General features: G+C 42.5%; 9 protein-coding genes. All 9 read right to left on the bottom strand.

Annotated features, from left to right (window positions below; translation table 11 throughout):
• Complete coding sequence (locus GJU39_RS17350) at nucleotides 1-978, bottom strand: glycoside hydrolase family 5 protein (RefSeq protein WP_154282266.1); 978 nt, start codon at nucleotides 976-978, stop codon at nucleotides 1-3.
• Nucleotides 979-1,081: 103 nt separating this feature from the next.
• The gene (locus GJU39_RS23960) at nucleotides 1,082-1,762 is read right to left on the bottom strand and encodes a glycoside hydrolase 5 family protein (RefSeq protein WP_342448222.1); all 681 of its coding nucleotides are present in this window, start codon (nucleotides 1,760-1,762) and stop codon (nucleotides 1,082-1,084) included.
• Nucleotides 1,763-1,945: 183 nt separating this feature from the next.
• Nucleotides 1,946-2,368 (bottom strand): glycoside hydrolase 5 family protein, encoded by a 423-nt coding sequence (locus tag GJU39_RS23955; RefSeq protein WP_245227987.1) that lies wholly within the window; start codon nucleotides 2,366-2,368, stop codon nucleotides 1,946-1,948.
• 96 nt (nucleotides 2,369-2,464) lie between these two features.
• Entirely contained in the window at nucleotides 2,465-3,604 is a 1,140-nt protein-coding gene (locus tag GJU39_RS17340; RefSeq protein WP_167515712.1) for an IPT/TIG domain-containing protein, read from the bottom strand.
• Nucleotides 3,605-3,611: 7 nt separating this feature from the next.
• Nucleotides 3,612-5,264 (bottom strand): RagB/SusD family nutrient uptake outer membrane protein, encoded by a 1,653-nt coding sequence (locus GJU39_RS17335; RefSeq protein ID WP_154282264.1) that lies wholly within the window; start codon nucleotides 5,262-5,264, stop codon nucleotides 3,612-3,614.
• A gap of 11 nt (nucleotides 5,265-5,275) precedes the next feature.
• A complete protein-coding gene (locus GJU39_RS17330) occupies nucleotides 5,276-8,434 on the bottom strand; it encodes a SusC/RagA family TonB-linked outer membrane protein (RefSeq protein WP_154282263.1) in 3,159 nt (1,052 codons plus the stop codon).
• Between the two features lie 464 nt (nucleotides 8,435-8,898).
• Nucleotides 8,899-11,739 (bottom strand): beta-galactosidase GalA, encoded by a 2,841-nt coding sequence (galA, locus tag GJU39_RS17325; RefSeq protein ID WP_154282262.1) that lies wholly within the window; start codon nucleotides 11,737-11,739, stop codon nucleotides 8,899-8,901.
• A 25-nt stretch (nucleotides 11,740-11,764) separates the two neighbouring features.
• The gene (locus GJU39_RS17320; RefSeq protein WP_154282261.1) at nucleotides 11,765-13,417 is read right to left on the bottom strand and encodes an alpha-L-arabinofuranosidase; all 1,653 of its coding nucleotides are present in this window, start codon (nucleotides 13,415-13,417) and stop codon (nucleotides 11,765-11,767) included.
• 2 nt (nucleotides 13,418-13,419) lie between these two features.
• On the bottom strand, nucleotides 13,420-15,756 hold the full coding sequence (locus GJU39_RS17315) for a TIM-barrel domain-containing protein (protein WP_245227985.1): 2,337 nt from the start codon (nucleotides 15,754-15,756) through the stop codon (nucleotides 13,420-13,422).
• Nucleotides 15,757-15,833 lie beyond the last annotated feature (77 nt).

Below are 15,833 nucleotides of genomic sequence, written 5' to 3'. Positions count from 1 at the left end.
CTAGTGATTTAACTTTCTAAGCTGTGTGCGGATGTACTGCCCGGCGGGGGTAAGTGCTTCAGGTTTCCATTTTCCTTTTATGGAGGCACCAGGCTGGAGAATAGCGGTAGTTTCGTTTTTGTCGGTAATGTTCCAGTTTGCCCAGCTGAGTTGGTTCCGTTCCATCCAGGCCAGCCAGTTATTGGTCTTTTCCAGGTTGAATTCGCCATTTCCATTGGCTTCTCCAACGCCCCATTCGGTTACCATGATCGGGAGACCGGCGGCAATGGCTTCATCTGCTTTTTTCATCAGCACTTCCTGGTGATTGGGATCGGAGGCGTAAAAATGGAAGGAATAGGCAATGTTTTCATAACCTTTGATGGGATCTTTCGCTGCTACATCGATATCCTGATCCCAGGTAGGACTCCCAACAATGATGAGGTTTGTTGCATCATATTTTCTGATTGCTGCAATTACCTGGGTGGCATAATCTTTTACAGTTTGCCAGGCTATTTTTTCAGGTTCATTGAACACTTCATAGATGACATTCGGTTTGCCGGCATATCTTTTTGCCATTTTTGTAAAGAAGGCTTTTGATGGTGCCAGGTGCTGATCTGCATGATGATCGTGCCAGTCGATTAATACATATAATCCATTGGCAATAGCGGCATCGACGGTTTTAACCACGAGTTTCTCTTGTTCGGCAGGCTGCTGTAAATAGCCGCTATCCGGCTGCACTGCCATGGAAACACGCAACAAATTAATGTTAAAATCAGACTGCAGCCAACTTACCACTTGTGGGTTATAATACTTTCTTCCCTGCCAGATGCTCCATGATAAACTAATGCCACGCAATTGTGGCGGAACATTTTTGCTGTTTACAATTTTTCCGTCCTTCACTTTTAACCGGCCATTTTGGGCTACCCAGTCGGTATTTTGCGCGAAAGCAGGAATGGATAACAGGCCACTGAGGAAGAGCATTAGGAATATCTTTTTCATAAGATTGGCGTTTTAAGAGAAAACGAAGGTTATTTTATCAGGTAGTTATATTAAGTAATTTAGCGCAGATTAAATTAATTACTTCACGTTAAAATACGTTGAACTATTTTTTTACATATTGCTTAATTACTTTCCAGGTAGAACGATCTGAGTCGAAAACAGTATTCAAGCCTTGTTCTTCTTGTGGCGGGTCTCCGGAAAAGTCATCGCCATCTTTCCAGAATAACTGGCCTTTTATCGGGCGGGAAATTCCTCCAAAGGCCCAGAAGTTGCATCCGGCAATTGCGCCATTTGTTTTTTTGCTATTTTTCCAATGCGCAAAGATGCTTCCAAAGTATTCGTTACGAAGCTGGGTGCTTAACGCAGGATCAAATGAATGCCCATCTCTTGGCAAACCAAACTCTTCGATTACCAATGGTTTGTTTAAAGCCCGGGCAATATTTTGATGCTGCTGAATATATCCGGTTGTTTTTTGAATCACGACCGGAAGACTTTCCTTTGTTGGCGCATCTTTGAACCAGCCCCAGTTTTTTGGCCAGATGTGGATGGTTAAATAATCTACATTTTTATCGCTGTGAATTTCTTTAAACAAATCCCAGTTTTCTTCTGTACCCATAAAACCTTCCGTTCCGATGGTAAGCAGGTGGTTTTGATCGATTGATTTAATATAAGCCGCTGTTTCCGAAATCCATTTCTTATAGCTTTCAACGGCAGCTACACGCATGGGTCTGGGTTCATTAGCCAGTTCCCAGGCCATAATAGCCGTTTCATCGGTATACCTGATGCCTGTGTAAATGTTTTGGTGACTGATGATAAAGTCCAGTTGTTTTTTGTAATCCGTTTTACAAGGATCACAATCATAAAATTTGCTGGTATAATCACGTTGTTCATCCCAGGTGAGCTTCCGTTTCAGGGTTTCCTGATCGATTTTGCCATTCCAGTTGAGGTATTGTAAAAAGCCGCCGCTTCATTCCCAGTTGTTACTTAAATAGAGCACAGCATACATTTTACGTTTAGCCATTTCCATCAACAGGAAATCCAGGCTATTTAAAATCGCTGCATCAAATGCCTGGTGTTTCGGCTGTAAAGCTGGTTTCACCCGGTCTACACCGTTAATTTTTCCTTCACCTTCGGCACCTACCAACACCCTTAAATTATTAATCCCCCGTGATTTTAAAAAATCCAGTTCGCTGATTAACCGCTTTTTCCCTTTTGCCGGATCTTTTTCCAGCGCCAGAAGACCGCCATACCAATAGTTTGCACCAATAAAATAATATGGTTTTTTGGCAATGGTAAATTTTTGTGCGGTCTGTTTAACGAAGGCTTGTTGCGCATTCGCCATCAGTGCCAGGGCTAAACTTAAGACGAGGAGATTTATTTTTTTAACCATTGTTTATTTTTTTAAAAAAAAGGCTGTATTAATCATCGGATGAATATCTGGCACGCGGGCTATATTCATCTGATGACTAATCAGCCCCATTAGGATTTAGATGAATCCAATATCGTCTACATAAATCACACTTGGTACGGCATTGCCTAAACTCTGCAATACAAATTCGGTGATTACTGTTGGGCTTCCTAAATCTTTCAGTGGAATGGTATAATCAGTATACGTTCCGGGAGTAAGCGTAATGGGTACTGCATTTCCGTAGTTTCCGTTAATGACCAGTTGCACTTTGCTTCCGGCAACTATTCCGGCACCGCCATAAATAGAGAGTTTAATTGCAGTAAGGCCAGATCTGGCTACATCAATTGTTGAACCATTATAGCCAATTTGTAAGGCGCCGTAACCATCTGTAAAAGTATTTTCTATGGCAGATGTTCCGCGTTTTACGTGGAGGGTATTCGCCAGATCGCGGGTACTGTTGTAGCCGAAATAAGAACCCCATCCTGTTGGGAAGGCATCATCGTAAAGCAGGGATTTGAAACCAAAAGAACCTGCCGAGCGCGTGGTTCCACCTGGCGTAGTAACCAGAATGCGCGATTGTACTACACCTGCCGGTACTTTAACCTGGATTTGTGTTTTAGTGGGTGTACCAATAATTTCGGCTGGAACTAAATCAAAAGCAACTTTGGTTACGCCTTCAAAGATGGTTCCGGTAAGGGTAACGGTTTCGCCAGCTCCGGCAGCCACCGGGCTAAATGATGTAATTACCGGTGGTGGTTGTAAAATTGGGAAATCAAAACTTGCGGTACCAAACTTAGTTGTTACCACCAGTTTATTGCTCTGACTGGTTCCATACGGCGTTTGTTCGGGGATGGAAATGATAATGCTATGATCTGTTAGCAATGCGGGATTATAATTTACATTTAAGCCATTAAAGGAAACCGAAAGCGTGGTTAGCAGGTTCTCGCCCACAATTGCATATTGGTTATTTAATCTTCCGGCCACAATGGTAGAATCGAAAGTCACCTGTCTGGTTTCATCGTAGGTAAGGTTTGAATCCAACGTAATGCGGTGGACTACGTTTTTAAGCGTATCCGTTTTACTGATTAGCCTTACTCTGGTAATTACCGGCTGACCGCCAGCGCCTTCATCTGTTTTTTTACAGGAGGCATAACCCAATACCAGGGTGAACAATACCATGAACATGGCAAAGTTTGATTGTTTATTGATCTTTTTCATGTTCATTTTATTTAAAAACATAAGGAACTGGTGGTTGAATTAATTTAGGATTCGATGCAACCTCTGTTGCCGGGAAAGGGAACAGGAATTTACTATTCGTCATGGCGACATAGCCATTTCCATAACTGTTTGAAGGCACGCCATTGTCGCCGGAACCACGATCCTGTTGGTTAATAATGGTAATTGCATTGGGGTGGCTGGTTACATTAAATCCATCCAAACGGGCTAAATCGAACCAATAATCAAATTCAAACATAAGTTCGCGTCTGCGTTCTTCTAAAATATCATCACGGTAGTATTGTGCGGGAGCGTTTGTTGGTTTACCAGGCGCATTGTTTGGCGTAAAATAACCCCTTCTAATTTCGGTAAGGTTACCCAGGCCGGCACGGGTTCTGATCTTATTAATTGCGGCTAGGGCCTGAGGATCTGTACTATTTTTTGCAGTACCCATAATGGATTCGGCAAGAATGAGGTAAACTTCGGCATAGCGCATCATATAGGTATTGTTTGCCGATGATTGCGCCGAGCCAATGCCGCCATTATCTGCTGGGGTTCCCACTACATATTTTTTAACAAAAGCGCTGGTTCCTTGTCCTTGATTGGCCTGATGCGTATAGCCGCCGGCAGATTGATTAATTTCCGGATAGTTGGCGCCGGTAACCATAATAGTGGGTTTGAAACGTTTATCATCCTGTTGAAAAGCAAATAAAGCATCGAATGTTACCCCAAGCACCCCATAACCATCTCCCGTTCCGGTAATGGAAGTATTGGCTGCCCACGAAGCTTGTAAAGGGTTCCCCTTGCCATAACCACCTGCACCTGCCCATTGAAGCGCAATGACCGATTCTTCGTTGTTATTATTAGCAGTTAAGAATAAGTCTTTAAACTCTTTACCCGGAACATCAGCACCATATAATTTAAACTCGCCGCTAGCGATTACTTTTTCTGCCGCAGCACGTGCGTTCGTATAATCCTGCATGTAAAGGTAAACCTTGGATAATAATGCCGTTGCAGATCCGCTCGAAACGCGGCCTTGTGCAACAGAATTGCCACTTCTGATTTGTGGAATTAAATTGGCTTCAGCAAATTTTAAATCGTTCAGTATAAATTTGTAAACATCAGTTACCGGGTTCGTATTTACCTGAAAGTTGTCTACATAATCTAAGGTATTTTCAATAATGGGCACGTTGCCAAAAAGCCTTACCAGATGGAAATAAGAAAGCGCCCTGAATAAACGTGCTTCGCCTAAAGCCTGGTTAACCACTTTTTTATCTACCGTAGCCGGAACTTTCGCTGGTAAGTTGTTGATGATCGCATTGGATTGCGCAACCACAATCCATAAAGAATTGTAGGCATTTGCCAGTTCGCTGTTCCCGTCAGTTACTGAAAAGTTGCCAAAGTTAGCTACATCAGAAGAATAGGAACGGCCATTTCCGCCGGCCATTTCGGTAATCGCCCATCCACCTTTCGTTACCCAGCCAAACCAGGCTGCACTGTACAGAATGTTGGTGCTTGATGATACCTGATCTGCCGTTTTGTAAAAGTTATCTAATGTAATGGAGCTTTGCGGCGGACGATCGAAAAATTCTTTTTTACAACTGGTTACCGTAGTCATGGTAAGCACAGCAATTGCAAGGGAATATTTTATATATGTCTTCATGTTCTTTATCGTTAAAATTCTGCATTAAGTCCAAAAGTAAACGTGCGTGGAATCGGGTATCTGCCGCTATCCACATTGGTTAAAAACACGTTATAGTTCTGGTTACCAACCTCTGGATCCAGGCCTTTATATTTTGTAAACACATATAGGTTTTGCACGCTGGCGAAAACTTTTAATCTGTTTAATTTAGCCTTGCGGATAAATTCCTGAGGAATATTATAAGCCAGGTTTACATTTTGAACCCTTAGGAATGAACCAGATTCAACAAAACGATCTGAGCTTTTAAGGTTCGGATTATCTCCGCCTCTTGGAGCAGGAACGTTAGCACCCGGATTGCCTGGCGTCCAGAAATCAATAGCAGAAGCCAGCTGATTCTGGTATTGACCAGAAAGGCCCTGAAGCTGATAATTTAAGGCGTTATAGATTTTGGCACCATAAGAACCGTTTAAAAAGACAGATAAATCGAAAGATTTAAACGAGAAATTGTTGGTGATACCGTAGGTGAATTTTGGATTTGGATTACCCAATGAAGTTTGATCCAGCTCATCAATTTTACCATCTCCGTTAATGTCTTCATATTGGATATCGCCTAACCAGGTACCTGCGCTATTGTTTGAAATTGGTCTGGCAAACTGAACAGGTGCGTTTCTCAACTGCTGGTCGGTGCGGAAAATATCTTTCACTCTATAGCCATAAAACTCTCCTATAGATCCAACTACCTGTGTTCTGGTTACAGTCATCTGTAAGAAGCTTACGTTAATCTTTCCATCGATGAAAGGCACGCCATCTGCCAGAGACAATACTTTATTGGTGTATTTTGATAAGATCAGGGTAGTGTTCCATTTGAAATTACCCGTTAAGTTTTTTGTATTCAAGGTAAAATCGAAGCCTTTGTTGCTTACTTTACCACCGTTAATGTAAGGCGGGCTAATTACCCCTGTACCCGAATAGGCTGCCGTTTGCCCAACCAGATAAGCCGGAAGGGGTTTTTGGAAAAGGAAATCTTTAGATGTTTTATCGAAATAATCAAATGATGCATCAATTCTGCCTTTAGCTAAACTAAAATCGATCCCTGCATTGGTTTGTATTGCACTTTCCCAGGTTAAATTCGGGTTAGCTACTTTATCTACTCCAAAACCAGTACCCAAGCCGGTAACAACAGGTGTTAACGCAGATCCATATTGATAATTCGGAAGGTTTTGATTGCCAACTTCTCCATAACCCAACCTGAATTTGATGTTATCTGCAATATCTTTAAAACCAGCCATAAAAGACTCATCCGAAAGGCGCCATGAAACCGCAAATGCCGGGAAATAACCGGTTTGTTTACCTTCTACAAATTTAGAAGAACGATCTGACCGAATGGTTGCCGTTAAGCTGTATTTATTATTGTAAGTGTAAATGCCACGGGCAAAATATGATTCTAAAGCCTGGCTGTCTTTATACTCGCCAATAATAGCCGTTTTAAGATCTCCCAGACCTAATGTTTGTAAATCATTACTTAGAAACTTTTGAATGGAAGCATCTGTGCCACCCCATGCTGATTCATTTACTTCATAGCCCAGCAATGCCGTAAGGTTATGTTTGCCAAAAGTGTGTGCGTAAGTTAAATACTCTTTCCAGCCCCAATAAGTGGTGTTGGAATTGTACTCCTGTAATCTGGCCGTTTGGTTTCCGAAAATTCCGTATTGGTAAGTTGGCGTAAATACTCTGGCTGCAGAATAATTGAAATCGCCATTTACTTCTGACCTTAAGGTAAGGTCTTTAGAAAATTTAATCTCGCCATAAAATGCACCATTCAGGTTGCTTCTGTTTAATACATTGGTAATATCCAGCGATTGGGCAACCGGATTAATTTGACCGCCTTGCTGGTTTGAATTTGGAATCGGACCAGCGAAAGAGCCGTCAGGGTTTCTCACCGCCTGATCAGGAGCACTCAAAAGTGCATTGTAAACCACACCTGTATTATTAGATAAACCCTGGTTTTCGTTTGAGCGACTACCAAATACTGATAAACCCACTTTTAACCACGGTTTTACCTGGCTGTTGATATTGGAACGGAAAGTGTACCTTTTATAGTTGCTCCCTAGAATGGTACCATCTTGTTTAAGGTAACCACCCGAAATATAATAATCTAAACCATCTTTACCGCCTGAAATGCCTAACTGATGATTTTGCATGGCTGCATTGCGGAAAATTTCATCCTGCCAGTCTGTACCTTCTCCCAGTAAAGCAGGAGTGGCAAATTCTGCCCTCCGTTGAACGCCGGTTACATCTGCCAGTGCATTTTGCAATACAGCATATTGCTGAAGATTCATTACATCAAGGAACTTACCTTGTTGAGAAATGGCGCCATAGCCATCATAAGTAACTCTGGCAGAGCCATTTTTACCACGTTTGGTGGTGATGATGATTACCCCGTTTGATGCCCGGCTTCCGTAAATGGCGGTTGCAGATGCATCTTTTAATACGTCGATTGATTCGATATCACTTGGGTTGATGGCAGAAAGCGGACTCACAGCAGATTCACCATTGTTTGGCGATAAACCCACTGTTCTGCCACTTGTGGCCTGATTGGTCGCATCACCAGAAATCGGTACCCCGTCAATTACATATAAAGGCTCATTAGATAAACTGAGTGAAGTTACCCCGCGTACACGAACAGAAGTTGAACTTCCCGGCGCACCAGAGTTTTGGGTAATGGTTACCCCGGAAGCTTTACCCTGAAGCATCTGATCGATACTAACCTGAGGAACATTGGCAATATCTGCAGCTTTAACTGATGAAATGGCACCGTTAACATCGCCCCTTTTCTGGCTTCCGTATCCAATTACCACCACATCTGATAAGTCTGTTGTGGCCGATTTAAGTACAATGTTGATGGTGCTTCTATCTCCAACTACTACCTCTTGTTTGGTAAGGCCGATGAAGGAGAAAACCAGTGTGGTGGCTGAACCCGTCGGAACGGAAATAACATATTTCCCATCTGATGAAGTAGAAACTGCTGTTCTTGCGTCTTTAACTGAGACCACTGCTCCGGGCAGTGTAGTCCCCTTCTCATCTGAAACAGTTCCTGAAATTTGCCTGGTAGCAGTGTTCTGTGCAAGCGCCGGAAATAGCGAAGCCAGAAATACGACACACAGCATAGTTGCTCGTAACGTTTTATACATAATGTTTATATTTGGGTTAGTAGTTTATTTACTCAAAAATACCACGCTTAATAGAAACATTTGTAATAGTATTTTAACTTAACCTTGTTTAAAAAAGACTTATAGATTGGTAAAAAACCACTAAAGCCATCATTATCAGTATAAAACGATAAAAATCAATGTTATACTTTTTTGCTGAAAATACCACAGGTATTATCTCCGAACGAGCGCCAAATATCTCGTCGTCTGTGACGATGGAAGGTGCGATAGAATCGCAATGATATAATGCACTCGTTATAAACGAGCGCAAACTGGTTTATAAAAACTCGGCTCACGCTCGTTTCCGAACGGGTGCGGAATTTCTCTTCGTCTGTGACGATGTAAAGTGCGATAGCATCGCGCAATATTCTACACTCATTATAAACGATTGCAAACTGGCCTTGCTTCCGCATTAAAGCCATTTACACTTTCCTAAATACGATAAGCTAAAGCTTTATTTTAAAGAATGCCGGCTTTAATCCATCTCCGGTAGCCTTTATAGATACTTCGCCTTTGCCTGCCGTTTTCTGTACAATTACCTGCGCCAAACCACTGAAGAGTTTTCGCTTCCACTTTGCCGGGGGCGTGAGGAGTTGAAAAGCACCAGGATCTGCGTTAACCACATCCCAGCTGTTTACTTTTAATAACGGAGTGGCCAGAAAGGTAATGTTATTTTTACCGGCCTTAAGCACCGAACGATCGAGAACAAAACTATTTCCCTTTTCTGCAGCCGAAATTGCCGACGCAATCTTCTTCCCGTTGATGTAAATAGATTGTTCTTTCCCCAAACTCTTGTAGAAAAATGTAATTTTCGTTTGATCATTCCACTCGGCCAGATCAAAATCTCCCTGATAGGCGATTGCTTTTACTTTTTTTCCAAAATCCTGTGTACGGTCTTGCGAAAAAGCTGCCTGCCAGTCTTGTGTACTTTTAGTAATTTCATTAAGGTCATTTATTCCGGATATGGCCTTTTCTTGCAGGTTGTTAATTTTGATGACTGCAATTTCCTCTATAAACTGATCAGCTTCTAATGAGGTTGGATTACCATTTCCAACGGCTATAATTTTAGCCGGGCCATTAACTTCGAAGTTTATTTCGTTAACGGCATCAGGTATCCGGTTGCCCGAAGCATCTTTAACCGCTAAGCGGAGGATGGCGATATTTGGATTTTCTATTGCTATTTTTTCTTGTATTACCGAAACCTGTGTCGGTTTGCCGGTGGTTTTCACTGTATCGCTTTGAACTTTCTTTCCGTTCTTAAATCCAACAGCTTCCAAAACGCCGGGCGTATACTTAACCGTCCAGCTTAAATGCCCGTTTGTTTCCATACGCTTTTTACCCAGGCTGCGCTTATTCAGAAACAACTCAATTTCCTCACAATTGCTGTAAACCCAAACATCTTTAGCCTGGTTTTCTTCGCCGGGCCAGTTCCAGTGCGGCAAAATATGTACGGTAGGTTGCTCCGTCCACCAGGATTTTAAATACCAGGCACTATCTTTCGGAAAACCGCATAAATCTAACATGCCAAAATAAGAAAGTACCGATGGCCATCCAAAAGGCGTAGGTTCACCACGATAATCAAAGCCTGTCCAGATGAACATTCCCGCCAGGTACGGGCGGGCAGCATAATGTTTCCAGCCATCTTCCAGACTCAAAAAGTTATCATTCTGTTTAACATCATAAGCTGCGAGTTCATTTTTCGGTCTGTTGTCTACATACAAACCCCTGCTGGCCACTGTAGAACCTTCTTCTGTTCCCCAACTTAATTGTGCAGGGAATTTCTGATGCTGTTTATCTGTGTTTTTAGTGGCCACATAGTTATATCCTAAAAGATCTATCACAGTAGAAATGCCATTGCCAATTCCACCGCTAATTGCTGCGGTTACGGCCCTGCTGCTATCAATTGTTTTCACATAAGCCTGCATGGTGGTGGCAATTCTTGCTCCGGTAATGTTGCCTTCAATGTTCCATTCTTCGTTACAAATAGACCAGCTGATGATGCTGGGATGGTTCCGGTCGCGAATGATGAGCCTTTTCATATCGTTTAAATGTTGATCATTAATGCCCATCAATCGGTTTTCATCAATCACAAGCATACCCAAACGGTCGCAGGCTTCGAGCAGTTCTACTGTTGGCGGATTGTGCGAACAGCGATATGCATTGCTGCCCAGCTCTTTTAATTTACTGATTCTAAAATACTGAAGTTCATCTGGCAGGGCCACGCCAAGCCCGGCATGATCCTGATGGTTATTGGTGCCTTTAATCTGCACGCGTTTTCCATTTAAAAAGAAGCCTTTGTTTGCATCAAAATGGATGGTTCTGATGCCGAAAGACGTTTTATAAGTGTCTACAATTTGGCCTCGGGTGTTTATTTTGGTAATGAGTTGATAGAGGTATGGATGCTCCAGATCCCAAAGCTTGGGGTTGTTGAGGGTAATATTGGTAGAGAATTCCTGCTCCTGCAGGGCCTTCAAACTGAGGCGGTCTATCCCGGCTGAAGCAACAACTTTGCCCCCGGCATCTACAATTTCCTGTGTAATGTTGAATTCCCCAATGGTTAGCGCATCATTTTTTAAAGTAACACTTGCAGCGATCGATGCATTTTCGCCGTTTACCTTGCTTTGTACAAATGTTCCGTTTGGCACCACATGGAGTGGATTATTTTTGTTGAGCCATACATGGCGATAAATGCCGGCGCCTTCGTAAAACCAGCCTTCTTCCATCGTTACATCTACCCTTACAGCAATTACATTTTCGCCGCCATAATTCAGGTAATCGGTAATGTCATACTCAAAACCCAGGTAGCCACCTGGTTCGTTCCCCAGATAATGGCCGTTTACCCAAACTATCGAATTTCTGAAAACGCCATCGAAAGCAATACTCATTTTTCTGCCCAGATCCCCTTTCGGGATAAAAACTGATTTGCGGTACCAGCCCACGCTTGCATCGGGAAAATTGCGGCCAATGGCTTTAAAACCATGACTGAAACTGGCTTTTTCGTTAAAAGGTTGTTCAACTGCCCAATCGTGAGGGAGATTGAGCTTTCTCCAGCTGCGGTCGTCAAAACTGGCTGCTGCGGCGCCATCTCCATAGCCGGTTTTGGCCAGATAAGAAAAATAACCGGTTCCGTTTTGAAAGTCTTTCTGCGTATCAAACGGATGGCCCAGCGCAAAACGCCAGCCAGTATCAATCAACAGGTGTTCACGCCCTATCTCCGCTCCGGTTTGTGCCTGAACGAGATTTGAAAAGCAAACGATGATGAGTAAAAGGCGGAAAAATATTTTCATGATTGGGATGGTTTAATGGAATGAATTATTCAATTAAAAGATATTGAACAGAATATGGTGCAGATTCGAACTTGATTTTATTATTCGTGCTGCCAGAAAGGGCTTTTATTTTATCAGGATTAGTAGGTCCGCCGGCAGAATAACTGGTGGTTTTTCCATTAACAAATACTTTTTGAGAAAATGCGCCATTATCGTTCCCGCCTGTTAAAGTATATAAATAATAGGTTTTGTTTGCTTTGAAATGATCAATAGCGAGTTCGACGATTTGCACCTTATGACTTTTATTTACAATTATGGTTCCAACAGCATCACTTTCAAATTTCGAGGCATAACATAAAATGCCAGTTTGGCTTATCGGGTTGGTTTTTAGCAACTCATCTCCAAAAAAACGTTGAAAATAATACATGTAGTAGTAAACCGGCCGCGGGTTCCATAGTGGCACACCAGGTTCGTCGCCTTTGCTAAACATGCCGTGGTCATTTCCGTCTGAATAACCATTGGCCAGGTTCCAGCGACTGGCCATTCCAAACTTAAGCTTTGCCAGTTCTCCTAAAACGATTGTAGCGTGCATTCCATTGATAAAAGAACAGGATTGTTTGCTGCCAACGGCGAAAATATTCCATTCGGTTAAGGCAACCGGCTTTTCGGGCAACTGGTATTTGTTGGCAACTTCCTTCATGTAGTTAACCATTTTTGCAGATTCTTTTTCCGCTGAATTCAGAATGATTTCCGGAGTAGAATTTTGATCGTAAGGGGTGTAATAATTATGAAGCACCTGATAATCGATGTCAGCACCCGCAACTTTTAACAGCCCGTCATTCCAGTTTTTGATGATTCCGCCTTCCCATGATTTATTTTTGGCCGTTTCAATCATCACGGCTCCAATGAAAATCTCTGATTTAATTTCTTTGGCTGCAGCCTTCATCGAATCGGCAAAAATCTTGAAATGCTCACCATAAAGTTTGCCGGAGATTAATGCCGGCTGGTGGTCTTGATTGGTATTGGTATCTATTTTATAACCTGCCTGCCAGGTGCCATAATTTTCGTTGCCAATTTCCCAGAACCTGGTTCTTCCCCGATCAAAGCGCACCCAGTTGGCCGCCAGATGGGCTGCATTTTGTACCGGGTTTTCTCCCGTGCCATAACGGGCATAGCTATAGTTTACACAGATAATGCCTGTACTGTTTGTTTTTTCGAGCAGCTGATAATAGTTTTCCAGCGAAAGGCTATAGTCGTTATCAGTAATTCCATACCAGAGTTTTTCTGGTTTAGCGGGCCGCTCATCACCGTAAAGGATAACTTTAGGCACATCTGCCGGAGGTTTATTTTTTCCGGTGTTCCAGAAATAAACATTGCTCAGGTTCCCGCCAGGAAAGCGAATAATGTTCGGTGAAAGCTTTTTAAGGTGCGCCATCAATGCCGGTTGATCAATAATCCGGCTCATATAGGGGTTGGCATTATTGCCGTACAAATAGTTAGAAACCCGACCATCTGTAGACTGGTAATCGATATTGATGGAAACTGAAACCGGAAGATCTGGTAACTGATGTTTAGTAAAAGGTGGCCTTTCAACCTTTTTCCGGTTGCTTTTATTCAAGAAAAAGCCCTGCGGATTTTGCGCAAAAATAAAGTTAGGGCAAAGCAGCAATAACATCCAGGTAACAATTAGCCGCTGCATATTTAAAATTTAGCCATCATTTGTTTACCGTTATAACGAAGTGTTTTTTCTGGTGTCTGATTAAAATCCAACGGCTTTGCTTTGTTAGGGGTAATGCGGATAATGTTAAAAGTTCTGTTTTGCAACATGCCCTGAAAACTGCCCTTCCGATCTGCAATCGTCAGTGTTTTCCCGCTTTCACTGTGTTTTAAATCGATGGTTGTAAAGGCACCTTTTTCATAGCCATAACTTAAGCCATCATCCTCATAAAGGGTAAATGCCGCATCCTGGCCGGTATAAACGTAGAGCGTAATGGGATCGGCAGGTTTCTCTGCCGTATATAGAATTTCTGGTCCGTAAGGAATAATAGCACCCGCTTTTACGTAAACCGGCATCTGACTGTAAGGTGCTTTGGCAGTAATGGTTTGCCCACCTTTAAGGTAAGCGCCGCTATATAAATCGTACCAGCCATTTTGTCCAGGCAAATAAACTTTTCTACTGGTGGCGCCATACTGGTAAACCGGATTAATCATTAATGAAGGACCGAAAAGATATTGATCTCTGATATCATTCACCTTTGGATCTGACGCGAAATCCATGATCAGACCACGCATAATGGTGTGATCTTTTTGATAGGCATTTCCGGCAAGTGAATAAATGTAAGGCATTAAACGATAGCGCAGTTTATTGTAATATAACATGCTGCTATATGCGGGGTGCCCGGAAGGGGCAATATTGTACATTTCGCGGAAAGGGAACTGACCGTGTGATCGGAATAGGGGCACAAAAGCACCAAACTGGTACCAGCGGGTATTTAATTCACGCCATTCTGCAAGATTAGCGGCATTTGGTTTTTCGTAGCGGCGTTCTACCGAAAAGCCGCCAATGTCCATGGTCCAGTATGGTAAGCCTGATAAAGAAAAGTTAATGCCGGCAGCAATTTGCGCTTTCATATCTTCCCATCTGGAGGCAATATCTCCACTCCAGGTGGCAGCTGCATAACGTTGCAAACCTCCATAAGCCGACCGTGTTAAAATAAATACACGGTCGTTCGGGTTAGCTTCCCGCTGACCTTCATAAACCCCTTTAGAATTTTGTAAAGGGAAAGCATTAAAATATTTAGTCGCCGAACCTAAAAAAGTGGGGTTCATGAGTTGCTTGCGCTCCGTTACAGGCAAATTGGAATGAATATCTGGCTCTGTCGCATCCATCCACCATGCATCTACGCCTTTCGTATAAAGCGATTTATTCATCAGGCTCCAAAACATGCTTCTGGCTTTTGGGTTAAAGGCATCGTAGAACGTAGAAGGATAACCCAGCCAGTCTTTTCTGCCGTCGGCGATGTTGCGTTTGTATAAAAAACCGTTTTTATTCATTAACTCATAATTGGCATTGCCGCTATAAAATTTCGGCCAGACAGATACCATTAAACGTGTATGATAGGTATTGTGCAGGGTTTTGATCATGGCATCCGCATCAGGGAAACGAGTCTTATCAAACTCATGTGTTCCCCAGCTATCTGGTTTCCAATATTGCCAGTCTAACACAATATTATCCAGTGGAATTTTACGTGCCCTGTATTCCTTCACCACCTCCAAAAGTTCTGCCTGTGTTTTATACCTTTCCCGGCTTTGCCAAAAACCCATCGCCCACTTGGGCATTAACACTGCCTTGCCTGTTAGTGTTCTATAGCCGCTAATTACTTCATCCGCGTTAGCACCAGACACAAAATAATAATTGATTTCATCGCCAGCTTCAGAAGAAAAAGCATATTGATCTGTTGCTTCTTTGGCTACCGGAACCAGGCATTTCACTGCCAGGTAAGATTCGCTACCATCAGGAATCCACTCTATTTTAAAATCATATTTTTTATCTTTCTGCATTTCGGCTTCTACAACCGCCGAACCCGGATTCCAGGCTTGCCGCCATTTATCTACCAGCAACTTCCCGTTGATCCATACTTTAATGTAACCGGCATACTTTACGCTAAACTGGTGCAGGCCGGAAAAGCCTGAAGAAACTTTGCCTTCCCATTTTACCATTCCATCGGCCAGTTTAAAGCTATCCGGAAAATTCTTCATATCACTCAAAAAGGAATAATTGATAGTTGATTCTGCTCTTTGAATGGTTTTTGCCCTGTTTTTCTGATCAGTGTAAGTTGCCGTTAACCAACCCTGATCACCTTCTTTAGAAAATAAGGCGAGGCTGGAAAGCGGTTGAAAATCCCTTACATCGCCAACTTTTGTAATGGAGTAATTATCCCACAAAATGCCATAATTTTTGTTGCTGAGTAAAAAAGGAATTGCTACATCCGTATTGTATTGCTGTAGCATTACCTGTTTGCCTTTATAATTCATCATGTCATCGTAAGTTTGTATAAATAGGTTTTGAGAATTGCTGACAGGATATAATTTTGTTCAGCATAAAAGATCCAGCA

This window comes from Pedobacter petrophilus, assembly GCF_009674725.1.
Lineage (GTDB): Bacteria > Bacteroidota > Bacteroidia > Sphingobacteriales > Sphingobacteriaceae > Pedobacter > Pedobacter petrophilus.
This window is presented reverse-complemented; position numbering and strand designations above follow the sequence as displayed.